General features: G+C 51.5%; 21 protein-coding genes and 1 pseudogene. 8 read left to right on the plus strand and 14 right to left on the minus strand.

Annotated features, from left to right (window positions below):
• Positions 1–128: 128 nt before the first annotated feature.
• The 3 genes from HF324_RS27760 to HF324_RS27770 are packed head-to-tail and all read right to left on the minus strand — an operon-like array spanning position 129 to position 2,417.
• Complete coding sequence (locus tag HF324_RS27760) at positions 129–692, minus strand: hypothetical protein (RefSeq protein WP_168806385.1); 564 nt, start codon at positions 690–692, stop codon at positions 129–131.
• A gap of 32 nt (positions 693–724) precedes the next feature.
• Positions 725–1,543, minus strand: coding sequence for an N-acetylmuramic acid 6-phosphate etherase (murQ, locus tag HF324_RS27765; protein WP_168806387.1), 819 nt, complete (start codon positions 1,541–1,543; stop codon positions 725–727).
• A 22-nt stretch (positions 1,544–1,565) separates the two neighbouring features.
• The gene (locus tag HF324_RS27770) at positions 1,566–2,417 is read right to left on the minus strand and encodes a BadF/BadG/BcrA/BcrD ATPase family protein (RefSeq protein WP_168806389.1); all 852 of its coding nucleotides are present in this window, start codon (positions 2,415–2,417) and stop codon (positions 1,566–1,568) included.
• 208 nt (positions 2,418–2,625) lie between these two features.
• On the opposite strand from HF324_RS27770, the gene HF324_RS27775 reads away from it, so the two are divergent.
• Positions 2,626–4,227, plus strand: a complete 1,602-nt coding sequence (locus tag HF324_RS27775; protein WP_168806391.1) for a S41 family peptidase — start codon at positions 2,626–2,628, stop codon at positions 4,225–4,227.
• Between the two features lie 93 nt (positions 4,228–4,320).
• Here the strand turns inward: HF324_RS27775 and HF324_RS27780 are convergent, their stop codons facing one another.
• Entirely contained in the window at positions 4,321–6,444 is a 2,124-nt protein-coding gene (locus HF324_RS27780; RefSeq protein ID WP_168806393.1) for a carboxy terminal-processing peptidase, read from the minus strand.
• Positions 6,445–6,806: 362 nt separating this feature from the next.
• Positions 6,807–8,030 (minus strand): PQQ-dependent sugar dehydrogenase, encoded by a 1,224-nt coding sequence (locus HF324_RS27785; RefSeq protein WP_220101245.1) that lies wholly within the window; start codon positions 8,028–8,030, stop codon positions 6,807–6,809.
• 109 nt (positions 8,031–8,139) lie between these two features.
• Between HF324_RS27785 and HF324_RS27790 the strand changes: the two genes are divergently transcribed.
• The gene (locus HF324_RS27790; protein ID WP_168806395.1) at positions 8,140–9,399 is read left to right on the plus strand and encodes an MFS transporter; all 1,260 of its coding nucleotides are present in this window, start codon (positions 8,140–8,142) and stop codon (positions 9,397–9,399) included.
• 87 nt (positions 9,400–9,486) lie between these two features.
• On the opposite strand, the gene HF324_RS27795 is transcribed toward HF324_RS27790, so the two are convergent.
• On the minus strand, positions 9,487–9,981 hold the full coding sequence (locus HF324_RS27795) for a YkgJ family cysteine cluster protein (protein ID WP_168806397.1): 495 nt from the start codon (positions 9,979–9,981) through the stop codon (positions 9,487–9,489).
• 162 nt (positions 9,982–10,143) lie between these two features.
• Here HF324_RS27795 and gcvP point away from each other — a divergent pair, with 162 nt between their 5' ends.
• Entirely contained in the window at positions 10,144–13,008 is a 2,865-nt protein-coding gene (gene gcvP, locus HF324_RS27800) for an aminomethyl-transferring glycine dehydrogenase (RefSeq protein ID WP_168806399.1), read from the plus strand.
• A gap of 71 nt (positions 13,009–13,079) precedes the next feature.
• On the opposite strand, the gene HF324_RS27805 is transcribed toward gcvP, so the two are convergent.
• The 3 genes from HF324_RS27805 to HF324_RS27815 form a co-directional block, all read right to left on the minus strand.
• Positions 13,080–13,481, minus strand: a complete 402-nt coding sequence (locus tag HF324_RS27805) for a RidA family protein (protein WP_168806401.1) — start codon at positions 13,479–13,481, stop codon at positions 13,080–13,082.
• A 76-nt stretch (positions 13,482–13,557) separates the two neighbouring features.
• Entirely contained in the window at positions 13,558–14,157 is a 600-nt protein-coding gene (locus HF324_RS27810) for a Crp/Fnr family transcriptional regulator (RefSeq protein WP_168806403.1), read from the minus strand.
• Positions 14,158–14,159: 2 nt separating this feature from the next.
• Positions 14,160–15,416 (minus strand): alkaline phosphatase family protein, encoded by a 1,257-nt coding sequence (locus tag HF324_RS27815; protein ID WP_220101246.1) that lies wholly within the window; start codon positions 15,414–15,416, stop codon positions 14,160–14,162.
• Positions 15,417–15,692: 276 nt separating this feature from the next.
• On the opposite strand from HF324_RS27815, the gene HF324_RS27820 reads away from it, so the two are divergent.
• From HF324_RS27820 to HF324_RS27835, 4 genes are all read left to right on the plus strand, one after another.
• Complete coding sequence (locus HF324_RS27820) at positions 15,693–16,205, plus strand: hypothetical protein (protein WP_078667292.1); 513 nt, start codon at positions 15,693–15,695, stop codon at positions 16,203–16,205.
• A gap of 120 nt (positions 16,206–16,325) precedes the next feature.
• On the plus strand, positions 16,326–17,237 hold the full coding sequence (locus HF324_RS27825; protein WP_168861374.1) for a hypothetical protein: 912 nt from the start codon (positions 16,326–16,328) through the stop codon (positions 17,235–17,237).
• Positions 17,238–17,286: 49 nt separating this feature from the next.
• Positions 17,287–17,637 carry an MmcQ/YjbR family DNA-binding protein gene (locus HF324_RS27830; protein ID WP_168806407.1) on the plus strand — a complete coding sequence of 117 codons (351 nt, stop codon included), beginning with the start codon at positions 17,287–17,289 and terminating at the stop codon, positions 17,635–17,637.
• A 73-nt stretch (positions 17,638–17,710) separates the two neighbouring features.
• Positions 17,711–19,603: a CocE/NonD family hydrolase gene (locus tag HF324_RS27835; RefSeq protein ID WP_168861375.1), complete on the plus strand. Its 1,893-nt coding sequence runs from the start codon at positions 17,711–17,713 to the stop codon at positions 19,601–19,603.
• A gap of 191 nt (positions 19,604–19,794) precedes the next feature.
• On the opposite strand, the gene HF324_RS27840 is transcribed toward HF324_RS27835, so the two are convergent.
• Positions 19,795–20,976: an acyloxyacyl hydrolase gene (locus HF324_RS27840; RefSeq protein ID WP_168806411.1), complete on the minus strand. Its 1,182-nt coding sequence runs from the start codon at positions 20,974–20,976 to the stop codon at positions 19,795–19,797.
• Between the two features lie 162 nt (positions 20,977–21,138).
• Here HF324_RS27840 and bamJ point away from each other — a divergent pair, with 162 nt between their 5' ends.
• Entirely contained in the window at positions 21,139–21,858 is a 720-nt protein-coding gene (bamJ, locus tag HF324_RS27845; protein WP_168806413.1) for a BamJ family beta-barrel-assembly machinery protein, read from the plus strand.
• A gap of 110 nt (positions 21,859–21,968) precedes the next feature.
• Here the strand turns inward: bamJ and HF324_RS27850 are convergent.
• The 4 genes and pseudogenes from HF324_RS27850 to HF324_RS33455 form a co-directional block, all read right to left on the minus strand.
• Positions 21,969–22,966 (minus strand): annotated as a pseudogene (locus HF324_RS27850) (chorismate synthase).
• A 37-nt stretch (positions 22,967–23,003) separates the two neighbouring features.
• On the minus strand, positions 23,004–24,272 hold the full coding sequence (gene aroA / locus HF324_RS27855) for a 3-phosphoshikimate 1-carboxyvinyltransferase (RefSeq protein ID WP_168861376.1): 1,269 nt from the start codon (positions 24,270–24,272) through the stop codon (positions 23,004–23,006).
• Positions 24,273–24,310: 38 nt separating this feature from the next.
• The gene (aroB, locus tag HF324_RS27860; protein WP_168806419.1) at positions 24,311–25,336 is read right to left on the minus strand and encodes a 3-dehydroquinate synthase; all 1,026 of its coding nucleotides are present in this window, start codon (positions 25,334–25,336) and stop codon (positions 24,311–24,313) included.
• 33 nt (positions 25,337–25,369) lie between these two features.
• On the minus strand, positions 25,370–26,473 hold the full coding sequence (locus HF324_RS33455) for a chorismate mutase (protein ID WP_246269306.1): 1,104 nt from the start codon (positions 26,471–26,473) through the stop codon (positions 25,370–25,372).
• Positions 26,474–26,479: the final 6 nt, after the last annotated feature.

Consider the following 26,479-nt stretch of genomic DNA (forward strand, 5'->3'; position numbering starts at 1 on the left):
AAAATAAAAACCAAATGATATTTATCAGGTTTTCAAATATGTAATGACAATTAATAATGCATAAATAATTTAAAATCAATTCTTTTATGCAAATTATCTTTCATTTTGTACTGAAAATATAATATAAATTATTCCAAACGTTTTAGCATGATGTTGTCTATCATATTATACAAATGCAGTGGTTGATATGTTCGCCATTTGTCGTCATCCAGCAGGTGGACATAGTGGTGCAGGCGCGCTTTTTCAAACTCCTGCCTGGTTTGTTCAGGCATATTAAGGGCGACGATCCATCCGCCTTCATCTTTGATATCATCCCACCATTCTTCATAGTAACAGTCGTCGGAAGAGTGGAAATTCATCACATTTTCGGCGATAAGGATAAACTTGTAGATCCCTTCGGCGATGAGCACATCGATGATTTCCCGTTTGAGGGTCATGATGTCGTTGTCGATCGCATCGTTCCATTCTCCCAGCAGTTCTATGATAGCGAAGTTGTACTGGTAGTCGGCGAAGAGGATTTTCAGGTACAGGTTGCGAGACCCGAAGTCGTCCCACTGCGGGTGAACATAGTAATTGTAGACCGTGTTGGAGAATTCAAATTCACTGTATTCTCTCCCGTAGAAGGGCGAGAGTTCGTCTTCCTCAGCGGCGTACAGGTGCCTCCAGTTATAATATGGTTCGATTGTATGCATGCTTAGTTTCCGGCTACAAATGTCAGATTAAATCAGGCTTTGGCAAAATCGTCCACCGCCTTTTTCACGCTGCCGGCCTTCAGCAGCAGCTGCTGTGCCTGTTCGTAATCGGTGATAGACAGTTTCTCCATCAGCATTTTCACGCCTCTGTCCACTAATTTCTCGTTGCTCAGCTGCATGTTTACCATTTTATTATCTTCTACTCTTCCCAGCTGGATCATCACCGCGGTAGACACCATATTGAGCACCAGTTTCTGTGCGGTACCGCTTTTCATGCGGGTGCTGCCGGTCACAAACTCCGGTCCTACCACTACTTCCACCGGGAAATCGGCGGCGGCGGACACGGGCGAATCGGGGTTACAGCTGATGCTGCCGGTAATGATACCGTTGCTGCGGCATTTATCGAGCGCACCGATCACATAGGGGGTAGTACCGCTGGCAGCGATGCCTACCACGACGTCTTTATCGGTGATATTGAATTCCTGTAAGTCTTTCCATCCCTGTTCCCGGTCGTCTTCGGCAAACTCCACGGCTTTGCGGATGGCGGCGTCGCCACCGGCGATCAGGCCAATGACCAGTCCCTGCGGTACGCCGAAAGTAGGCGGGCATTCGGAGGCATCCACGATGCCGAGGCGGCCGCTGGTACCGGCGCCGATATAAAACAAACGTCCGCCTGCCAGCATTTTGTCTGCGATCGCGGCTACAAGTTTTTCAATCTGTGGGATGGATTTTTCCACGGCCACGGGAACTGACCGGTCTTCGTTATTGATGTTGGTCAATAATTCCGTCAGGCTCATCTTCTCGAGGTGACGATAATTTGAAGTCTGTTCAGTTACTTTTACAAATGCCATATATGTTCTGTTGTAGAATTAATTAACGATGGTGATATTCAATGAGCCCTTCCATAGGCGTGCGCAGAATCTTGCCGAGCGGCAGTTCATACAGTTCACACAACTCTTTCAGGATATCCTGGAAATGCCAGGCGATGCCGCCGGTAAAGTGCAGCGCGGTGGTCCAGCTCTCCCGGTATTTGTACAGATGGTTGAAGAAAAAGTCATTCAGGCCATCTTCCAGGATATTTTCAATCAGGAAGTGCCCCCTGTTTTCAGAGAGGAACGTGGAATATGTTGACAGGTAACGGTTCGCCAGCGGCTTACGGTACACGTTTTCGAGGATCTCGTCTTTATTGGTATTGTACTTCTGGTCGAAACGGGCCATCAGTTCTTCATCGAAGGTGTTGTACAGGTAGTACTGCAGTACTTTTCTGCCGAGGTAGGCGCCGCTGCCCTCGTCGCCCAGGATATACCCCAGGCCCGGATTGTTTTTGACGATGCCGGTGCCATCGAAATAGCAGGAATTGGAGCCGGTGCCCAGGATACTGGCAATGCCCGGCGTACGGCCGCAGAGCGCGCGGGCGGCTCCCATCAGGTCATGGTTCACATCTACCACGGCAGAAGGCCAGACAGCCTTCAGGCAGTCGGTCACCAGCTGCGTATTTTTCTGCTGGGCTAGACCGGTACCATAAAAATAGACCTCGTCTATCGCGGTGCCCGCCGGCAGCTGGGGGATCAACTCCACCTCCATGATCTGCCGGATCTGTTCCGCCGTCTGAAAATACGGGCTCACGCCCTGCGTATGATAGATCCCGGGCTCGTGGTCTCCCAGCAGGGCCCATTCCGTCTTTGTAGATCCGCTGTCAGCGATCAGCTTTGTTCTTGCAGCCATCCTGTAATTTATGAAATTAAAGAATCGTAAGCGTTTGCTCCTGATTTATGCTATTTTTGTCACAATTTAAACAAAAGGGTGTCATAAAAACAAATGCCACCCCCGAGTTTAAGCTATGATGATGCATGCACGCAGCAGATTTCCTTCCGCCTGCGGCTTATATTACATGGTTAGATTGGTCATAAATTAGCGGGATAATAATCAAATTATGTCAAACAGGAAGCTGAATGTTTTTTTACCTCTTCTCTTTGCGGTAGTACTGGCCATCGGGATGTTCCTCGGCCATAAAATGCCCGGGTCCAACACAGGCGGGACCACCGTCTTCTTCACCAAACCCACCCGGGGACCGTTACAGGAAGTGATGGACCTTATCAAAACAAAATATGTAGATACACTGGATGCCGATAAAGTACAACAGGAAGCCATCGAAGGACTGCTGAGCCACCTCGATCCGCACTCCATCTATATTCCTCCTTCCGCACTGCAGGCTGTCAACGAAGATATGGAAGGTAATTTTCAGGGCATCGGCGTAGAGTTTAATATCACTGCCGACACCGTAAACGTAATATCCGTACTGAGCGGCGGCCCCTCAGAAGCGGCCGGCGTACAAACCGGCGACAAGATCCTCCGGGTCAACGACAGCCTGGTGGCGGGCAACGGTATCACCCCGGACAAAATCCGTAAACTGCTGCGCGGCCCTGCAGGCTCCCTGGTGAACACCACCCTGCTGCGCCAGCAGAAACAGATACAGGTGCCTATCAAAAGAGGCGTTATCCCCATCTATAGCCTCGACGCCAGCTACATGGCTGCTCCCGGCATCGGTTATATCAAAATCAACAAGTTCTCCGCCACCACTTTCGACGAGTTCATGAAAGCCATGCGTAAACTGCAACAACAGGGCATGGAAAAACTGATCATCGACGTACGCCAGAACCCCGGCGGATTCATGGACGCCGCTGTCCGCATCGCCGATGAACTGCTGCCCGACAACAAACTGGTGGTATATACCAAAGGGAAAGACTATCCCCGCACCGATTATAAAACCAAACGCCCCGGCATGTTCGAACGTGGCGCATTGGCCATCCTCACCGATGAAGGCTCCGCCTCCGCCAGTGAAATACTCGCGGGCGCTATCCAGGACTGGGACCGTGGCGCCGTTATCGGCCGCCGCACCTTCGGTAAAGGCCTCGTTCAGGAACAATACGATCTGGACAACGGTGGCGCCCTCCGCCTCACCGTAGCCCGGTACTATATTCCCTCCGGCAGAAGCATCCAGAAGCCTTACGGCAACGGTACCGCCTATGACGATGACATCATGGAACGCTACCACCACGGTGAACTGGTCAACAAAGACAGTATTAAAATCACCGATACCGTCCCCTACAAGACCGCCTCCGGACGCCGTGTGTACGGCGGCGGCGGTATCACCCCGGACATCTTCGTTCCGTTCGATACCTCCCGCTACTCCCGTGCGCTAACGGCTATCTATACACGTAATACGCTGAGCAACTTTGCTTATCAGTACTACACCAACAACAAGGAAACCTTCAAACAATACAAGGACGCGGAAGATTTCACGAAAAACTTCCAGACCAGCCCGGCCCTGTTTGAAGAATTCAAAGCCTACGCACAGAAAGACAGCGTACCCGGTCTTCAGCAGCTCAGCAGTCATGACGACATTGAAATCAGGACCCGCCTGAAAGCCATGCTGGCCCGCCAGCTGTATCGCACGGAAGGGTTTTATGAAACCATCAACGCTACTGATCCGGTGGTGAAGAAAGCGCTGGAAGAACTGAGCAAACAGAAATAACCAACAGCATTGCATAAAAGCGAATCGCCCATTGATACAGTATCAATGGGCGATTCGCTTTTTATATATTCTCTTTTTTTGCTGGTGGCCTGCTTAGCGGTTCGGTTTGCGTTCCATCTTCGGCAGTGACATGGCGATCAGATCGTTCATCACATTTACGGCTTCATCGAGGTAGATGTCTTTGGTCCTTACTTTGATCCAGTCCTTGTTACGGGCGATCTTGGAGGAGTCATTGCCGAGTTTTTCCATATCCGACCTGATGTTTACGATGCTCAGTTCTTTCACCTTATCGTTTACAGCGTCATATTTTTTCAATGCGGCGCTGTTGCTTTTCTGTTCGGACTTAAAGGTCTGCAGGTTCAGTGAATATGTCTCCTGCTTTTCCAGTTTTTTCAGTGTGTTCAGGTTTTCGTTGAGCAGTTTGAAAGCCTGGCTGTTAGCCATTCTTTTCTCGCTGTTCTTTTTCAGCGCTTCTGTCGGCACCGGGTTAATCCACGGTGTGAGGGCTGCGCGGGGAATTTCGTCCCATGCCAGCGCGTCGCTGTCTTTACGTTCTGCCACATCATAATATGGGTCTGGCAGCACAACATCTGAAGCCACGCCTTTCAGCTGGGTGGAACCGCCATTGGCCCGGTAGAATTTCTGCTGGGTCAGTTTCAGCGCGCCGAGGCTGCCACCGTCTTTTACCGGGTAGAAATCATCGAGGTTGAACAGGCGTTGTACCGTACCCTTACCGAAGGTTTGACCACTGCCGATGATCACGGCGCGTTTATAGTCCTGCATGGCAGCGGCCATGATTTCAGAAGCGGAGGCGCTGTATTCGTTGACCATGATGGCCAGCGGGCCGTCGTATTGTACGTTTTTATCGCGGTCGCGCAGCACCACTGCATCACCACCCCTGGAGCGCACCTGTACCACAGGGCCTTCCGGGATGAAGAGGCCGGCCATCTGTACTACGTCCTGGAGGGAACCGCCGCCATTGAAACGCAGGTCGAGGATGATACCTTCCACTTTTTCTGCTTTCAGTTTAGCTACTTCTTTGGCCACGTCTTCCGCGCTGCGGGCGCCGTTGCGGTCGTTGAAGTCGGCGTAGAATTCCGGCAGATAGATATAGCCGATTTTATGCTGGCCATTGATGATGGCGGATTTCGCAAAGGTTTCTTCTGTCACGATTTCATCGCGGACGATGGTGATATCTTTGATGGTACCGTCAACGCTCTTCACGGTGAGTTTCACCGGGGTGCCTTTTTTACCACGGATCAGTTTCACGGCATCTTCTACCGGGTAGCCGGTGATATCTACGGGTTCGGCGTTGCCCTGTGCTACTTTCTGGATCACGTCGTTGGCTTTCAGCTGGCCTTGTTTCCAGCTGGGGCTGCCGGTCACGATGCTGATCACTTTGATACGGTCGCCTTCTTCTTTCAGCTGTGCGCCGATACCGAAGAATTTACCGGCCATCTGTTCTTCGAAGGCACGTTTTTCATCCGGCGGGAAGTAGTCGGTATGCGGGTCCATCGTGGTGGTGATGGCATTCACGTATAAATTGAAGCGGTCGTTGTCGTTTTGCCTGTTTTTCAGGCGCTCAAAGTAGCGGTCGTACAGCTGTTTTACTTTCACGCGGGCTTCGCTTTCCAGCTGGGCGTCGGTTTTGGTTTTGGCGCTGTCGCCGTCTTTGGCTTTCTCTCTCATGTCCTGGAGGTCAGTCAGTTTTTCGAGCGTGCGGTATTTCAGCACTTTGCGCCAGGCTTCCTTCCGTGCGTTTTCGTCGGCCGGGTAGTCCAGCTTATCGGGGTCGAGGGTCACTTTCTCGTCCACGGAGAAGTCGAACGGTTTGGAGAGCAGTTCGGGGTAGATAGCTGCCGCTTCTGCCACCCTTTGCTTGATAAGGGTGTTGATATTGCGGAAACAGTCTACCGGCGCGCCTTTCAACTCGTCGTCAATATGGGTGGCCAGCGGTTCCAGACGGGTGATGTCTGATTTGAGGAAAAATTTCTTTTCCACGTCCAGGCTGCGCACATATTTATTGAAAACCTCTTTGGAGAAGGCATCATCGATGGGTTTGGGTTGGTAGTGCCCTTCCTTCAGCATCTGGCCTACCAGGTTCATGATGACTTCGTAACGGCCAGGGGGGTCGTCTGCATGGCCTAGCTTGTTAAAAGCCAACACACCGGCGGATATGCTGAGGAGCACAACCGGGATAATCACTTTCAGTCTCATATGTATCTCTATTAACGTAAACGTTGTCTGATCAAATATAAAATAAAATCGTCCGTTGCCACTTGAAATTATTTCCTTTTAACAAAAAATTGGGCCAAACGGTCGCACGGAGGGATTTCTCGCAAAGACGCTAGGTTTTTTGGCTTGTTTTTAAGTTGAAAATTTAAGAGCGCAAAGGAGCGGAGATCAGCTTATATAGTTTTGTTTTATTTTTATTTAGAGATAATAATCAGTGTATATCGAGCAAAACATGGTGTAAAAATGATCAATCCAAAAAGATCTGACAAGTAGTCTCCGCTCCTTTGCGCTCTTAAATTTTCAACTTAAAAACAAGCCAAAAAACCTAGCGTCTTTGCGAGAAGCTAGTCTTTGACCAGCTTGTATACCGCGCCTTTAAAGCCGTCTTTGGCAGACATACTGGTGAGCATATAGATTTCCCCCTGCTCATCTTCCCCCCAGCTGAGAATGAAGGGGTTATCAGCAGGGCGGCCGGACAGTTCCAGGTCGGCGCGTTCCCATTTATTGCCTTTCGGCGCCAGCACAAACGTTTTGCCGTTGTAGTCGCCGAAGATGTAGAGTCCCTTCAGGGAAGGGATGGCGTTTCCCCTGTACACATAACCGCCGGTGATGCTGATGCCCAGATCGTGGTCGTACTCGTGTATCGGGGGCAGCAGTTTGTTGCGGTCTGCACCGGCCGGCACATTGAACTCATGATATCCTTCCATGATGCGCCAGCCGTAGTTGCCGCCTTTGGTGATGATGTCCACTTCTTCGTATTTGGCTTGTCCCACATCGCCGGCAAACAGCCGGCCGGTGGCCCTGTCAAAAGAGAAGCGCCACGGGTTGCGCAGGCCATAGGCCCATATCTCCGGCTTTGCCCCGGCAGTCTTCACAAACGGGTTGTCAGCCGGCACTTTATAGGGAGTGCCATTCACGTCGATACGCAGTATTTTTCCCAGTACGGTGCCGAGGTCCTGCCCGTTGCCGATGGTGCCGTGTTTGTCGCCGCCGCCGCCACCGTCACCCAGGCCGATATAGAGGTAGCCATCACGGCCAAAGGCCAGCTGGCCGCCGTTGTGGTTGGATTCCGGCTGGTTGACCTCCATTAGCACCCGTTTGGATGCCGGGTCGGCCACGTTGGGGTTGGTAGCAGATGCTGTAAACTCCACCAGCCGGCTTTTATGGTCCAGCACCCGCTTGACCGGGTTAGGCACCGGAGCGCTGTAGTACACATATAATTTGCGGTTCTTCCTGAAGTCGGGATGGAAAGCCATGCCCAGCAAACCTCTTTCGTCATAGGCAGGATTAACTTTCACCATATCCCCGCTCACGTCCAGGAAGGGTTCCTGCAACTGGTTGCCTTTCTTGTCCACGATCCATACTTTCCCTTCTTTCTGACAGAAAAACAACCGGCCTGTTCCGTCGTGCGGTACGGCCATGTTCACCGGAGAAATAAACTTATCGGTAACCAGCTGCAGCCTCGCTTTTCTGGCGGGAGGCGCCGCTTTGTCCGGTTCACCGGCACAGGCAGCGTGGGTAACCAGCAGGGGAATAAACATCCCACATAACAACCCTCGTATTTTCATAGTAGTGCGGAATTTAAGAAGCACTAAAAATAGCGGATTATTATTCCCTGACTGATGACTTTTTGCTTTTTCCCTGCTGGTTTTTACCTTAGCAGGAAATTACACCCGCTTGGACACAACGGCCTCTACACCCAGAAACGACCCATACGCTTCGCTACGTTATAAGGAGTTTAACTACTATCTGGTCATCCGCTTTGCACTGGTATTTGCGCTGGCCATGCAGTTCGCCATCATCGAATGGAAAGTATATGCCCTCTCGCACGACCCGTTTTCCCTGGGGTTAATCGGGTTGTCTGAAGTCATCCCTGCCGTTACGCTGGCCCCTTTTGCCGGGCACCTGGTAGACAAGCGGGAGAAGCGGGGACTGTTGCTGAAATGTATCATTGCCTATCTTTTTATCAGCACCGGTTTGTTTCTCCTCACGTGGGACAAAGCGGTGGCAGGCATTTCCACCAATTGGATACTGATCCTGATCTATTTCCTGGTATTTGCCGGCGGAGTGGTGCGAGCTTTTGTGAGTCCGTCCAATTTCTCCCTGTTGTCTTTATTGGTGCCTCGTGCTTTGTATGCCAACGCTTCCACCTGGAGCAGTTCAGCCTGGCAGATTGGCGGTGTGCTGGGACCTGCGCTGGGCGGGCTTTGTATCTACTGGTTCGGCGTACACTGGTCGATGTTGCTGGTAGTAGCTGTTTTCCTGGCGCCGCTTTACAGCCTGATACAGATCAAACCGAAACCTATTTACTACCAGGAGCGAGGAGAGACTTTTTTCCAGGGGCTTACCAGCGGGATGCGTTTCGTGTGGCGGACCAAGGTAGTACTGGGAGCGATGGCGCTGGATATGTTCGCGGTGTTGTTTGGCGGGGCGGTGGCGATGCTGCCGGCTTTTGCCACAGATGTGCTGCACGTGGGCTCGCTGGGATATGGCCTGCTACGTTCCGCACCGGCGGTGGGCGCGCTGATCACCATGTTCATCATAGCGCACCGGCCACTGGTCAACAAACCGGGTATTAAACTGCTGGCGGCCGTGTTTGGCTTTGGCCTGACCATCATTCTTTTCGGAGTGTCTACCAGCTTCTGGCTGTCTATGGCCGCGCTGCTGGTCAGCGGGGCGCTGGACGGTATCAGTGTGATCATCCGCCAGACGATCCTTCAGCTGAAGACGCCGGACGACATGCGCGGCCGTGTTGCCGCTGTCAGTTCCATGTTCGTGGGCTCCTCCAATGAACTGGGAGCTTTTGAGAGCGGCTTTATGGCCAGGAAGATGGGACTGGTCACTTCAGTGGTCTTTGGCGGTTGTGTTACGCTCGCCGTGGTGGTCACCACCTATGTTATCAGTCCGGCCATGCGTAAGCTGGACCTCAAACCGTAACAGATTTGGGGATTTTTTGATTTACGGATGTTGGAATTTCGGGAATTAAAATCACAGACATCAAAAAATCCCTAAATCAGAAAATTCTTAAATTTTCATGGTGTCTTTCAACTTTTCCAGTATGTAAAATACGGCGGGACAGATGGTGCTGTTCTCGTAAGTGATATTGGGCCGTTTGAAAAAGTCGTAACTATCGGTATAAGGGTAGTTGGCGCAGTCGCCCGGGCGCACGTCGTAGATGCTGCAGCCGTTGTCTCCCCCTAAAAACGGGCAGGGGCTTGATTTCACCACATAATCCTCATCTTTGTCTATGCGCAGGTAGGTGTCAATAAAAGCGCCCTCTTTCATCCCCAGGTATTTGGAGATCCTTTTGATGTCCGGTGCTTTGAAGCGGGGGCTGATAGACTTGCAGCAGCGGGCGCAGTCCATGCAGTCGATATGGCTGAAGGCTTCCTCATGAAGGTCCGGCAGGAGCTTTTCCACCCCTTTACCGCGGCGTGTTTGCAGTTTCTGCAGGAATTGTTTGTTGGCCTTTTGTTTGTCTTTGGCCTTTTGTTCCCAATCTTCTAAAATCTTGCTCATTGGCGCAAAGATAAGCAAATACCCGGTGGACAAAATCATGACAGAAGCCCTGCGGGGGGTGCTGTCATTTATCACTGTTTTCCTTCTCTCCGGCCCGTTGTTTGGCGGTTGCTTAAAATCTGCATAGCTTTGCGCATTCTATTTCAAATACCTGCTTACATCATGAATCTTTTTGATATCCAACAAATTGAATTCGTGCACCGTCACATTGGTCCGAATGAAGCTGAGAAGAACCAGATGCTGGAAAACATTGGCACCGCCAATCTGGATGAGCTGATTAACAAAACTGTTCCCGGCGCCATCCGCATGCAGCACCCTCTGGCCGTTCCGGCAGCGATGAGCGAGAGCGACTACCTACGCCATCTGAAGGAGATCTCCCTGAAAAACAAAGTAATGCGTAATTACATTGGCCAGGGTTATTTCGACACGATCACGCCGAGCGTGATCCTGCGCAACGTATTTGAGAACCCGGGATGGTACACGCAGTACACGCCGTACCAGGCGGAGATTTCCCAGGGAAGACTGGAAAGCCTGTTGAACTACCAGACGATGGTCAGCGACCTGACGGGTTTGCCGATCTCCAACGCGTCATTGCTGGATGAAGCCACTGCTGCTGCGGAAGCGATGACCATGTTCTTCAACGCGCTTAACAAAGACCATGACCATGTAACCAGGCCTAAGTTTTTTGTAGATACCAACGTTTATCCCCAAACGCTGGACGTTATCCAGACCCGTGCTACGCCGCTGCACATCGAAGTAGTGGTGGGCGATTACAAAACCGCGCAGTTCGACGCCGATTACTTTGGCGCGCTGATTCAATACCCCAACAATGTGGGTGGTGTTGAAGACTACCAGGAGTTTATCCAGAAAGTACACACCGTGGGCGCTTTTGCAGGCGTAGCTACCGACCTGCTGGCACTGACGCTGCTGGCTTCTCCGGGTGAGCTGGGTGCAGACGCCGCTTTTGGCTCCGCACAACGTTTTGGCGTTCCTTTGGGTTTTGGTGGTCCTCACGCGGCTTTCTTCTCCGTGAAAGACGACTTTAAACGTTCTATCCCCGGCCGTATCATTGGTGTGAGCATCGACGCACAAGGCCAGCGTGCACTGCGTATGGCGCTGCAGACACGTGAACAGCATATCAAACGCGAAAAAGCAACTTCCAATATCTGTACAGCACAGGCCCTGCTGGCTAACATGGCGGCAATGTACGCTGTATACCATGGCCCAGAGGGACTGAAGAACATCGCTACCCGCGTAGCGTTGCTCACCACTGCGCTGGCAGAAAAATTACAGGCAAAAGGACTGAAACTGGCCGCAGGCAACTTCTTCGACACCATCGTAGTAGAAGGCGCCAGCGATGTGAAGGCAGCCGCTGAAGCAGCCGGTATCAACTTCCGTTACTTCGCCAATGGCCAGGTAGGTATCTCCCTCGATGAAACCGCCACCATTGCCGACGTAAACGACATTCTGCGTGTATTCGGCGCCGGTAGCGTGGACGCAGCCGGTGTTTCCAACGGCAAAGCCGCTATCCCGGCCGGCCTGCAACGTACTTCCGCTTACCTGCAGCACCCGGTGTTCAACAGCTACCACAGCGAATCGCTGATGATGCGTTACCTGAAAATGCTGGAAAACAAAGACCTGTCCCTGAACACCTCCATGATCTCCCTCGGTTCCTGCACCATGAAACTGAATGCAGCTTCCGAAATGATCCCGCTGAGCTGGGCCCACTGGAGCAAGATGCACCCGTTTGCCCCGAAAGAACAGGCCGGCGGTTACCTGCAAATGACTGCCGAACTGGGCGAATACCTCAGCCAGATCACTGGTTTCGACGCGTGCAGCCTGCAGCCTAACAGCGGCGCACAGGGCGAATACGCCGGTCTGCTGGTGATCCGTCAATACCATGAAAGCAGAGGCGAAGGACACCGCAACGTGATGCTGATCCCTATCAGCGCCCACGGTACCAACCCTGCTTCCGCAGTAATGGCTGGCTTCAAGGTAGTAGTGGTCAAAGCGCTGGAAAACGGTTACATCGACGTGGCCGACCTCAAAGCCAAAGCTGCTTTACACGCTAATGACCTTGCCGGTATCATGATCACTTATCCTTCCACCTACGGCGTATATGAAGAATCAGTGAAAGAAATCTGCGCTACCATCCACGAACACGGTGGCCAGGTATACATGGACGGCGCCAATATGAACGCACAGGTAGGCCTTACCGCTCCTGGTATCATCGGCGCAGACGTATGCCACCTGAACCTGCACAAAACCTTCGCTATCCCTCACGGTGGCGGCGGTCCCGGCATGGGCCCCATCTGCGTGGCCAAACACCTGGCACCGTTCCTGCCAGGCCATGTGGAACTGAACAACGGTAAAGTATCCCACGCCGTATCTGCAGCACCGTTCGGTTCTGCCAGCATCCTGCTCATTTCTTACGCTTATATCCGCATGCTCGGCAACACCGGTCTGAAACAGGCTTCCGAATACGCTATCCTGAACGCCAACTACATGAAGGCCAGACTGGAAAAAGCATACGATATCCTGTACACCGGTGTGAACGGCACCTGCGCCCACGAGTTCATCGTAGACCTCCGTCCGTTTAAAGCATCTGCCGGCATTGAAGCGGAAGATGTGGCCAAACGCCTGATGGACTACGGCTTCCACGCTCCTACCATGAGCTTCCCGGTACCGGGCACCATCATGATCGAGCCTACCGAAAGTGAAGACAAAGGAGAACTGGACCGCTTCTGCGACGCCCTGCTGGCAATCCGCGAAGAGATCCGCGCCGTGGAAGAAGGTACTGCCGACAAACAAAACAACGTACTTAAAAACGCGCCTCATACCCAGCACGTGATCACTGCCGATGAATGGAACCGTCCTTACGGCCGTCAACAGGCAGCTTACCCGCTGGAATACGTGAAAGCCAATAAATTCTGGCCTTCCGTAAGCCGTGTGAATAACACCCACGGCGACAGAAACCTGATCTGCACCTGCGAACCCGTAAGTGCTTACGAGGAATCTGTAGCGTAACAGCTCATTTCAGCAACAAAAAGCTGCTCCGTCCCGGAGCAGCTTTTTTTATTTTATATGGTATTGTTCGTTTATCGCGCTGCCGCGTCGTCGGCCACCGCCACCGCTTCAATTTCTATCAGCGCGTCCGGAGAATACAACGAGGATACTTCCATGATGGTGTCTGCCGGATAAGGCGCCGTAAAGAACCGTTTACGCAGGGCCACGATCTTGTTAAAGTTGCCCATATCGCGCAGCAGGATAGTCACTTTGATCACATTAGGCAGACTGGAGCCGCCGGCCTTCAGCACCTTTTCGAGGTTCTGAAAGGCTTTCTCGGCCTGTACGTCAAAGTCACCGATACCCTGTAACTGTCCGTCGTCGCCAATGGCCGTCTGTCCGCTGATAAAGAGCAGGTCGCCCGCGCGGTACCCTTGTGAGAGATGGAAAGGTTTATACGGATCGGGCTGAAGTTGAATGCTGGATATTTTCATGTCGTTGTTATTTACCTGCAAAGCTATTTTACCCGTTGCCGGTAAATGTTCAACTACTTTAATAAATGGTGTTCAACTACTTTAATCTCCCGGCCTTCTGCTGCCGCAGCTGGCTGAGGAAAACAGGGGTCATGCCCAGGTAGGAAGCGAGGTATTTCTGGGGTACACGGGCGGCAATGGCAGGGTATTGTTGCAGGAAAGCATCGTAACGTTCGGCCGCCGTATGGCTGATATTCTGCAGGATGCGGCGGTTCTGCGCCAGATAGGCATTTTGGTGGAGTATCCTGAAAAACCGTTCAAATGAGGGAACCTGCTGATAAAGGGCCTGCAGGGCGTCGCGTTCCAGCTGCAATACCAGCGAAGGCTCCAGCGCCTCGATGCTCACCTGTGAGGGGGTTTGTGTGAGCAGACTTTCCAGGTCGGTGATCCACCAGTCTTCTACCGCAAAATGCAATACGTGCTCAGCGTCGTTCCGGTCGGTGATATAGGAACGCAGGCATCCTTCCACGATGAAGTTTTCATAGCGGCAGGTGTCGCCGGCCTGCAGCAACCACTGGCGCCGCTGCAGGCGGCGTGGTTTCAGCAGGCTGACGAAATATTGCTGTTCTTCCGCTGTAAGCTGTATATGCCGGGCCACGTGCTGCAACAGCAGCCCGTACATGTCTTGCTGGTCCATGACTATTGGTTTAATACCGGTTCCAGCACTTCCAGTTTACCATCTATCGGCTGGGTGATATCAAGGCCGAGAATACGGGCTACTAACGGGTACACATGTATGTTTTCGAAAGTGGCGACGCGTGTATTCGGTTTGAAGGCTGGTCCCCAGGCCATGAAGATAGCATTCATCTCCGTAAGATTGTTATCGAAGCCATGGTGACCGGGAGACATTTTTTTAGCAGGGTTGGCGAAAGCGTAGTTGGCCTCTGCCACTACCACGATGTCGCCGATGCGGTTATACACGTCTTCCTGGCCGTAGTGCCATCTTTCCGGCGTTTCTTTTTTCAGGTAGGCAGTGTAGTGATGCTCATGCTGCTTCAGGAAATCGTAAGCAGCTTTGATTTCCGCTTCATTATTACCATAGAGCATTATTTTCTCGTTGGTGGAAACGATACGCAGCGGTTTTAATGCAGGGTTGTCCGGCAGGGAGAGCGTGTGTTCCGTGTCTGCGCGCGCCATGCCATGATCTGACACGATGATAAAGTTGACGGGCAGGTTCAGTTTGTTCACTGCTTCCTGCATGCGGCCGATGGCGGCGTCCACAAACTGTACGGCGCTTTTCACGCTGTCGCTTTCAGGACCGTAACGATGCCCCATATGGTCTACTTCCGGGAAGTAAAAAGTAATAAGGTGCGGGCGTTGCTCTGCCGGCAGCTGCAGCCAGTTCACCACTGTCTGAATACGCTGGTCGATGTTGTTTTTTTCCTGGTACTTAAAATAATAGGTAGGCCGGATGTTCTGGATGGCGCTTTCAGAGCCTACCCAGAAATAGCTGGCGCTGACCAGCTGTTGTTTTTCTGCCAGCACCCAGAGGGGTACGCCGCCATACCAGGTGCCGTCTTCCACTGCGTCGCGGTCGCCTACTTTATAGACCGCGTCCCGCTTACGGTCATAGAAATGGTTGTCTACCAGCCCGTGATGTGCCGGGTACATGCCGGTAGCCAGTGTATAGTGGTTAGGGAACGTCAACGTAGGAAAAGAAGGTTGCATGGCCGTGGCCCTTACACCCTGGCCGGAGAGACGGAGCAGGTTTTGCGCGTTGTATTTCTCTGCGTAATCATACCGGAACCCGTCGATCGAGATCATGATCACGTAGGGTTTTGTTTGCTGGGAGGCGCTGTTTTTCCGGCCTTCCACCATCAGTTGTGCCGTGTCCTGCGCCTGCAGGCCGGTCGTCATGAGAAATGCTGCCGTCAGTAAAATGAAAATCCGCTTCACGATCGTTGTTTTAGTTTATATGATGCTGATGTTGGGGAATAATAACAGGATGGGTTAAAAACGCGCAAATTAGAAAACTTATTCCATTTCCGTTCGCGCCGGGAATTATATAAACGTTAATGTACCGGTCAATATATATGATAATATTTTATCTAAAAAAACATCATTCTATTGAAAAAATAGCAAAATAACAATCATCGATTAAAATATTATATATATAAATTTAATTAATTGATTGTTTATCTATATATTAGCCAACTGAAAAACCATCGAACTATGTCCGACTACACCTTTATTACAACTGAGGAGAACTTTTTACTACAACAAGCACTGAAGCGGAACAAACAGCAGTTACGGAAATTTGCGTTAATAGGTTTTATTGTATTATTAGTAGCGGCTATTATACCGCAGATTTACCTGTATACGCATAATACACTGGGCGATGCGGATGAGTCTTTATTCTCCTATAAAAACATCTGGTTTTGGGTATGGATGATCAGTTTTGTGATAGCTCTTGTGTTTGCGCTGATCAAGGTAACCGATATCCGTTACTGGGCGTTGAAGAAAGACCTGGTAGCCTTGCAGAAAGCCACCCTGCAGGCCCCTATGGAAGCAGTATACCTGGAAAACAACGATACGCAGACCAACATCATGATAAAACTGGATAACCAGAAAAAACGCCTGTTTTACTGGATGCGGGGCGCCCTCGAAGGTTACCGTGCCGGCCAGGAAGTGGAAATCACTTATGCCCGTTATTCCCGCGTGATCATCGCCATCAACAAAAAATAGCTTTAACCTACACCTTAAACCGGTACGTTGGCTGTCCGACGTACCGGTATATTTTTTCAACTTATCTACTGCCGGAACCCCAGGTAAATATGCCCATTAATCCTTATCTTAGGATCCTTCATGATACCCTTCATGCCCTGCCTGAGAAAATATGGCTGGTGCCTGCTCACCACACTCCTGTTGCTGACACATTCCTGTCAGTGTAAAAAAGAACATGTCGATCCGCCGTCGCCACCAGTCCTGCCACAGGACACCTATCTGGTCACCTCCATCCGCCTCAACGGCATTCCGAAAGACAGTTTTGTCTACAACAACCGGCTGCAGCTAACGCAACGCTGGGACTACAATCCCTCCTACCGCCAATGGCAGAACTACATCGCGTTTGATTATAACGCGGACGGATATGTGAAAACAGCGCGTTATTATAATGAAAATAATAATACGCTCAAAAGCCTGAGCCAGACCGATTCACTGGCCTGGACATCCGGCAGGCTGATGATCTACAGTACCCGGTACCGCAACCTTGGCGAAGAAATTTCAGGGTACGATACCACCTCGTTGCAGGTGAACGCCATCCGGCAGTTCACCCTGGCCGGCTCAAAGGATACCTTCATTTTCGACAACGGCATTTTCGGAGATATGGTCCAGTTCAAGGAATACAGCTACCAGCAACAGGATATTTCGCTATTCATCACGCATAATTATGTCAATGTTATCGGTGGCACCCTTGTACTGGAAGGGTATCAGTATACCATGACCTACAATAGCCAGATAAATCCTTTGCATCGCTATCTCTCCAAAAATCCGCTGCTGCTCCAGGCTGTCACCGCCGATCTGCAAAACAACTGGAAAGGCTATCCCTACCTGGCCAGCGAACATTACGTCACCAGTATCCGGTATGAAGAAGTCAACGGTGCATCAACGACCCTGCCGGTGACCTATACACCGTTTGATACTTCGGCTTATGCGAAGGAACAGCGTATAGGCAACAATACTGTTATCAGTTACCGGTACAAGATCATTAAACCATAACCGGCCCTTACTTTTTTTTATCTTTGTCGTCCATAAAACCCAGTCATACATGGACATCGAACAATTCTGTCAATACTGCATTTCACTTCCGGGCGTTACGGAAGAATTCCCTTTCGGGGAACAGACCCTTGTGTATAAAGTCTGTGGTAAGATGTTTGCCCTCACCGACCTTGAGGAGTTCAGCAGCGTAAACCTGAAATGTGATCCGGATGAAGCGGTAGAGCTGCGGGAGCGCTACGAGGGCGTTACTCCCGGCTGGCATATGAACAAAAAACACTGGAACACGGTAGATATGCACTCCAATATTCCCAACAAACTGATATTGCAGTGGATCAAAAACTCTTATGATCTTGTGGTGGCCAGTCTGCCTAAAAAAGAGCGCGAAAAGCTGGCCGGTTGACCGCTCACCCATTTCTGCGGCTATATTACCTTATTTTTTTGCTACTTTAGTCCCCGTCTAAAATAAACCGTTTATGAGAAAATGGCTGCTGCTGGCCTGCGCCGCGCTGTTCGTCTTTCCTGCTGTTACGAAAGCCGTTAACCAGGATTCCCTCTGGATGTATACCCATTACACTAAAAAAGAAGTGTATATCCCCATGCGGGACGGGGTCAAACTGTTTACCTCCATCTATCTTCCCAAAGACCAGTCGGAGAAACACCCCATCCTGATGACGCGTACTCCGTACTCCTGCGCGCCTTACGGCGAAGGCAACTTCCGTCCGCTGTACAGGAACCACTATAACCAATACCTGCACGAAGGTTATATCATGGTGGTCCAGGACGTAAGAGGCACCTGGATGAGCGAAGGTAAGTTTGTGAACGTGCGTCCTTTCAACACCACTAAAAAGGGTAAAAATGAGATCGATGAGGCCAGCGACACCTACGACACCATCGACTGGCTGGTGAAAAACCTTGCTGGCAACAATGGTAACGTGGGCATCTTCGGTATTTCCTATCCGGGCTTTTATTCTACCATGGGCGCGCTGAGCAATCACCCTGCACTGAAAGCAGTCAGCCCGCAGGCGCCGGTAACAGACTGGTTCATCGGAGACGACTTCCACCACAACGGCGCTTTCATGCTGTCGGATGCATTTTCTTTCTACACCGTATTTGACCACCCTCACCCGAAGCCCACTACTGTAGGGCCTAAAGGTATCGAATACTACACCCGTGACAACTACAAGTACTATCTCGAAACCGGCGCGCTGCCTAATTTTTCCAAAATTATCGGCGACAGCGTTGCCTTCTGGCATGAGATGTACGCTCACCCTACCTACGACAGCTACTGGCAGGCGCGTAACGTGCGTAACTTCCTGAAAAACGTAAAACCCACCATGCTGGTAGTAGGCGGCGTGTTCGACGCAGAAGACTGCTTTGGCGCCTGGAATACCTATAAGAGCATTGAAACACAAAGCCCCGGCACCAACAACCGCATTGTGATGGGCCCCTGGTACCATGGTCAGTGGGCTTCCAACGACGGTACCCATCTGGGCAACGTCCGCTTCGGCAGCAACACCTCCGAGTATTATGCGAACAATATCGAAATTCCTTTCTTCAACTATTACCTGAAAGGCAAAGGACAGGCGCCTGATATTGCAGAAGCCACTATCTTCTTTACCGGCAAAAACGAATGGAAGAGGCTGCCGCAATGGCCTCCGGCGGATATGAAGGAACAACCCATTTACCTGCAGCCCGACGGTAAACTGGCCTTTACACAACCTTCCGCCGGCAACAGCTTCAGCGAATATATCAGCGATCCGGCCAAACCGGTGCCTTATACAGAAGACGTACACTTCAGCCGTACCATCAACTACATGACTGACGACCAGCGTTTTGCTTCCCGCAGACCAGACGTAGCAGTGTTTGAATCCGAAGTGCTGGACAAAGACATCACCCTCGCCGGCCCTGTAATCGCCGACATCGTGGCCAGCACCACCGGTACTGACGCCGATTTCGTGGTAAAGCTGATCGACGTGTTCCCGAATGATTTCAAATATGAAGACGACGCCGCTTCAGAACATCGTCGTGTTCCTTCCTCCACCTATCCTATGGGAGGCTACCAAATGCTGGTACGCGGCGAGATCATGCGTGGCAAATTCCGCAACAGCTTTGAAAAACCGGAAGCGTTTGTTCCCGGTCAGCCTACACCGGTGAAGTTCACCCTGCCCGACGTGGCCCATACCTTCCAGAAAGGCCACCGTATCATGATCCAGATACAAAGCAGCTGGTTCCCGCTGGCAGACCGCAACCCGCAGCAGTTCATGGATATCTATAAAGCCACTGATAAAGATTTCAAAAAAGCGGATATCAGGATCTACCATGATGCCACGCATGCGTCTAAAGTGATGCTGCCGATAACACAATAATCCCGCGGAGTTCTCGCGGAGTTCTCGCAAAGCACGCAAAGGAGCAAAGAGCGCAAAGATTTTTTTAAGTTTAAATAAGAAAGCAAAGGAGCGGAGATCAAATTTGATCTCCGCTCCTTTGCTTTCTCTGCTCGCTTATATGATCTTTGCGCTCTTTGCTCCTTTGCGTGCTTTGCGTGAACTCCGCGGGATTATAGTCTTCCCCCGCCACCCCACTCTATCCAGTCCGCCGCTGCGCCGTTCTGTGTTTTGAGCCCTATCTGCAGGAAGCCGTGTTTGCTGACGTTATAACGAAGCGCCACCCGCAGGAACCAGTTCCCTTTTTCACTATCGCGCCGCCATAGATAAGTACCTGCCTGCGTTACGATATCGAAGCGCTGTAAGTGAAGTGTATGGCCTATATGAGCGCCCAGCAGCATTTTATCAAAGGTGGACACTTTACCGTATTTCTGCCCGTAAACCAGTCCCAGCGAACCATCGTAAAATCCGTCGAGGCCGGCGCCAAAGCTGCATACATGACTGTACAGGTAACTCCAGTCCAATACAGCCGAGGCGGTGCCGTAAAATGCCCTCACACCGTAACGGCTGTCTGCCTGCACCACTCCGAAAGCGCCGTAGAGGCTCCAGTCCTGCTTATGTTTCAGTTTAGACAGCGGGCTGTCGATGTAAGTCGGCCGGATACGCGCTTCATAGTGCGGATCTATCTGTTGCTGTACAATATTGCGGATCGTGTTGTAATGTACCCGCAGGCCGGCGTGGAGGCCCGCCATATTGAGTCCCAGGTTGGGCGTATGGGTACGGCCGTTGGAGAAATGTGTGAGGTCTACGCCGTAAACGAAATCGAACAGTTCAGACAATCGCCATATGCCGCTGGCGTTCACGTTAAAATAGACGTCTACCTTGGAACTGATAGCGTCGTTGAGCGGATTTTTATCCTGGTCATATGGATTGAGGTCATAGGTGAAGCCCAGCGACAGCCCTGCTTCAAAATGATGTCTTTTCCGGCGATGGAAAGGCGCATAAAAGAACCCGTATATACCGCTGGGATTGCCCAATACAGTGGCATCGCCGATATTGCCGGTATAGAAACCGATGCCGTAACTGGGATAATTAAGCGCCCGCTGCCATTCCTGTTTACCGGTAGACATCCACGCCATCCGCAGTTCCACCGATTCGTAACCATGTTTCAGCGCATTCGATAGTTCCTCGCCATTATACAGGTGTCCTCCTGTATGCAGCTTTAGCTCTATAAATTTCTGCCTGCCCAGGTTGGGGTTGGCTTTGGCCTTTGACCATAAATCTGTTGAATCCTGTGCCTGCAGGCTGCCTGCCAGCAATGCTGCTGCCATTGTTGTTAGAATACTGAACTTCATAGACGTCTGAACGGTTAACATGCGGTTTTATTATTACGCCAACAAAGCAAGTCTCCCTTTTGTTGTACCAGAGCAACAGCGCTTCTAAAAAGTTAATTCCTTAACTTGCGAAGGCTTTAATAAACCCTTATTTGTATAAAAGTTATTGACAACCACAAATTTATGTACAAAAAATACATTTTTACCGGTGTGTTGGGCTTGCTGGGCCTGCAAGGCTTCAGCCAGAAGAAACCTGTGCCCAAAGCCAAACCGGTGTCCCATACCGCTGCAAAACCTGCTTTACTGAAAAACAGGATGGACTCCGTAAGCTATGGTATCGGTGTCAACATCGCCGAGAACCTGAAAGCACAGGGATTAACGAATGTCAACACGACCCTGCTGGCCAAAGCCATCCAGGACATGCTGACCAATAAAACATTAACATTATCAAAAGACCAGAGTGAGATGAGCATCAGCAATTACCTTCAGCAACTGAAAGCGGAAAAAGTGGCTAAAAACCGCGAAGCCAGCGACAAATTCCTGGCGGAAAACAAAACCAAGCCGGGTGTGGTAGCCCTCCCCAGCGGTCTGCAGTACCAGATCCTGAAAGAAGGTACCGGGCCCAAACCTACTATCAACGATAAAGTGAAAACACACTATCACGGTACGCTCATCGATGGTACTGTATTCGACAGCTCTGTGGACAGAGGCGAACCCATCTCCTTCCCGGTGAGCGGTGTGATCAAAGGCTGGACAGAGGCCCTGCAGCTGATGCCGGTAGGCTCCAAATGGCGCCTCTTTATCCCATCAGACCTCGCTTACGGCGACCGTGGCGCTGGTCCGAAAATCGGCCCCGGCAGCGCGCTGGTGTTCGATGTGGAGCTGCTGGACATCGTAAAATAATTACGGATTACGAATTACGAATTGAGGGCTTTCATATGGAAAGGTTATTTAGTAACCGCTCTATAAGAAAGCCCTCAATTCGTAATTCGTAATCCGTAATTCGTAATTCCTTATGGTTTATATACCCGCGGGCGCATCTGCTCCAGCAGCATAAAGTCGGCCAGTACCATAGCGGTCACCGCTTCCAGTACCACTGGTACCCGCAGCGCAATGCACAGATCGTGGCGGCCTTTCACGCTGAAAGTTTCCACCTGTCCGCTGGCGATGTTCAGTGTTTGTTGTTCTTTAGGTGTGCTGGACGTGGGTTTGACAGCGATACGGAACACCAGCGGGTTGCCGTTGGTGATACCGCCTACCACGCCGCCGGCATTATTGGTAGCGGTTTTTCCGGTAGCATCGAGGATAGGGTCGTTGTGCTCCAGTCCTTTCATTTTAGCAGCGGCGAAGCCGGCGCCGAATTCAATACCTTTTACTGCGGGAATTGCAAATACGGCATGCGCCAGGCCGGATTCCAGCGAATCGAAGAAAGGTTCTCCGAGGCCGATGGGCAGCCCGTCTACCACACATTCCACGATACCACCGACAGAGTCTTTGGCTGCGATGGCCGCTTCCAGTCCTTCTTCCGGGTTGGTATAACCGCCTACCTCTGTGATGGTGGCTTTTACCTGGATGCTGTCGCCCAGGATTTTTTTGGCGATGACACCAGCCGCCACGAGATTGAGCGTCAGCCTGCCGCTGAAGTGGCCGCCGCCACGGTAATCTTCGAAGCCGCCGAATTTACGGGTAGCCACAAAGTCAGCATGACCGGGCCGCGGAAATTCGCGCAGTTTCTCATAGTCGGTGCTGCGGGTGTTGTTATTTTCAAAGAGGATGGTGACCGGTGCGCCGGTAGTATGATCGTTAAATACGCCTGACTTGATAAAGGGCAGGTCTTCCTCCTTGCGGGGGTAGTGCCTCTGGAGCCGCCTTTACGCCGTTCCAGGTCGTGCAGGAAATCTTCCTGTCTGAGCGGAATACCAGCCGGTACGCCGTCGATGTTAATCCCTACACTGGCGCCGTGGGATTCTCCGAAAACATTCACCCTGAATAATCTGCCAAAACTGTTCACACACTGATGATTTAAAATTGAATAAAAAGGGATGCCGTTAGCTGTTGGCAGCTACGGCTATCTGACCGCCCAGCAGCTGCAGGTGGTCGTAAAATTCAGGATACGATTTGTTCACCGCTTCCGCGTTTTCGATCGTCACCGGACCATCAGCCGTGAGGGCTGCCACGGCGCAGGCCATGGCGATGCGGTGGTCGTTATGGGAATGTACCTGTGCGCCTTTGATGCCGGTACCACCATGCACCAGCATGACGTCTCCCTCGAGGTCTATGCGGATGCCCATTTTGCCGAATTCTTCCTGCAGGGTAAGACCGCGGTCGCTTTCTTTATGTGCGAGGCGGCTCACGCCTTTTATTTTCGTAATGCCGTTACAGTTAGCTGCCAGCGCTACGAGCGGCGGGAACAGGTCCGGGCAGTCCGTTGCATCTATTTCGAAGGCATTGAGCCCGTTTTTATGAATATTCACGGTAAAGACGCCCGGCAGGATGTGGGTGCCGGCTTTTTCCAGCGCTTCCAGGATCGCTTTGTCCGACTGGGCAGAAGCGGTATTGAGGTGCTGTACTTCAGCATTACCGGCTACGGCGGCGGCTACCAGCAGAAATGCGGCCCCGCTCCAGTCGCCTTCTACCGTATAGTCGGTAGCGTTATAGGACTGTTTTTTACCGAAACGGAACTGCTCAAAGTTCTGTTCTTCCACCTTTACCCCGAAGTGTTCCATCAGTTGCAGGGTCAACGCGATGTAAGGTTTGCTTTTAAGATCTTTTACGGTGATGGTCACCTCTTCGGCTGCGGCGCCATAGGCCATCAGCAGGCCGGTGAGGAACTGTGAACTGAGCGAGCCGTCGATGGTGATATTTTTCGGTTGCAGCGGGCCCTGTATATGCAGGGGCAGTTTACCGTCCTGGGTAGTGCATTTCACGTCCAGCTGCGGCAGCACTTCTTCGAAGAAGTGCATGGGGCGGGTGGTGAGGCTGCCATGCCCAACGATGGTGATCGGAATGGAAGCCAGTGCAGCGATGGGCGTAAACATACGGATACCGAGGCCGGATTCTCCGCAGTTGATTTCATCGTAAAATGGTTTTACGCCGTGGCTGGTGATTTCAAAATGATCATCTCCCCTTTTTATTCTGGCGCCGAGGTTTTCAGCTACCTCCAGCGCAGCCAGGCAATCGTTGCTCAGGCCGGGGTTACGGATGATAGTCGTGCCATTGGCCAGCAGCGCAGCGGCTACGGCGCGTTGCATGGCGCTTTTGGATGGATTGGCCGTAACGGTGCCTTTAACGATGCCGGGTGATACAGTTACTTGCATATATATGTGTCGTCCGCCTTTAGATGTTTAGAAAATAATTACAACGCCTGCAGCAGCAGTTGCAGGTCTGTGATAGGAACAGGCATGGTGGTGGCTTTTCCTATTTTCTCCAGCAGCACAAAATGGATGGCGTCTTTTTCCCGTTTTTTGTCCAGCTTAAAGATATCAAACACGGCTGCTTTGTCGGAGGTGAAAGCTACCGGCAACTGGTAATCGGTGAGCAGTTTTATCAGCCGCAGGGTCTCGTCATTGGAGAAGCCCATCAGTTGTTCGGAAAAGCGCGCGGCGGCGATCATACCGATGGCCACTGCTTTACCGTGTGCTATATGCTCCAGTTTTTCGACGGCATGTCCCAGCGTGTGACCGAAATTGAGCCAGCGGCGCGGGCCGTTTTCGAACTCATCTTCCAGCACTACTTTGGTTTTGGCAGCCACCGATTTTTCCACCAGGTATTCCAGTACGGCCACATCTCTTGCCAGCGCCTTTTCCCGGTTGGTTTCGAGGTAATCAAACAGTTCGGCATCCATAATGCAGGCGTATTTGATGATCTCTGCGAAACCGTTGTGCCATTCTTCTGCGGGCATGGTGAGCGGCAGGGCGTAGTCGAAGAGGATGAATTCCGGTTGACGGATAGTGCCCAGCAGGTTTTTATGTTTACCATGACTGACGCCGTTTTTGCCGCCGATGGAAGCGTCTACCTGAGCCAGCAGCGTGGAGGGTACAAACCCGAAGGGGATGCCTCTCATATAGATGCTGGCGGCGAAGCCTGCCACGTCGGTGATCATGCCGCCGCCGATACCGATGAGGGTGGTTTTGCGGTCGGCCTCATGGGCCGCCAGTCCGTCGATGACCAGTTCCACGGTGGCCATGTTTTTCACTTCTTCGCCGGCAGGCACCACGATCTTTTTCCAGTCATGCAGATGATGCCCGTGCAGTCTTTCCACATTTTCATCGATCACGAGCACCGACCGGTTCCGGTCCACATGGTTTCCCAACTGCAGCAGGCTTTCTCCCATGAAATAGGTCGTTGCCTGCTGCTGAAAATTATTGGTTAGCTTTTTCATTCATTGATTTTAGCGATCAGCCGATGATGCTGTTTATTTTTCTTCGTTCATCACCCTGTTCTGGCGGTTGATGGATTCCAGGTGTACCGCGTCGAAGTATTTCAGGATGAACTCTTTTGTCAGGCCCAGTTTTTCGCCTTTAGCGATGTTGCGGTCCAGGATTTCATTCCAGCGGTTGGTTTGCAGGATGGTGATGTTATTTTCTTTTTTGTACATACCGATTTTCTCAGCGATTTTCATACGGTTGCCGAGCAGCAGCATGATTTCATCGTCCACCTGGTTGATCTGCGCACGCAGTTTTTCGAGGGCGGTATTGAAATCTTTTTTATCGGTGTGTTCTCTTCTCCAAACGATGCCGTCGAGCAGTTCAGCCAGTTTTTCAGGAGTAACCTGTTGTTTGGCATCGCTCCAGGCGTTGTCCGGATCTACGTGTGTTTCGAGCATCAGACCATCGTAATCCAGGTCGATCGCTTCCTGGGAAACTTCCTGCAGGATATCGCGGCGGCCGGAGATGTGGCTGGGGTCGCAGATCATGGGCAGTTCAGGCATACGGCGTTTCAGCTCGATAGCGAGGTGCCACATGGGAGCATTGCGGTACTGGGTATTACCGTAGCTGGAGAAACCGCGGTGGATGAGGCCTACTTTGTTGATGCCTGCTTTCTGGATTCTTTCCACGGCGCCAATCCACAGTTCCAGGTCCGGGTTGATCGGGTTTTTGATCAGTACGGTGGTGTCCACGCCTTTCAGAGCGTCTGCCACTTCCTGTACAGAGAAGGGGTTTACTGTGGTTCGGGCTCCTACCCACAGGATATCCACACCAAAGTGCAGCGCGTCTTCCACCTGTTTAGCGGTAGCCACTTCCACTGCCAGCGGCAGGCCGGTCAGTTCGCGGGCTTTTTGCAGCCATGCGAGGCCTTTGGTGCCGATGCCTTCGAAAGAGCCAGGGCGGGTGCGGGGTTTCCAGATGCCGGCGCGCAATACGTCCACTTTACCGGTTTTTTGTAATGCCAGCGCGGTGGCTAAAACCTGCTCTTCTGTTTCAGCGCTGCAGGGGCCGGAGATGATCAACGGCTTTTTATCAGATGAAGGATCTGAGAATTTGGTTTTGGATAATATTTCTTCCATTGTCTGTACCATAAGTAT

Source organism: Chitinophaga oryzae (assembly GCF_012516375.2).
Classification (GTDB): domain Bacteria; phylum Bacteroidota; class Bacteroidia; order Chitinophagales; family Chitinophagaceae; genus Chitinophaga; species Chitinophaga oryzae.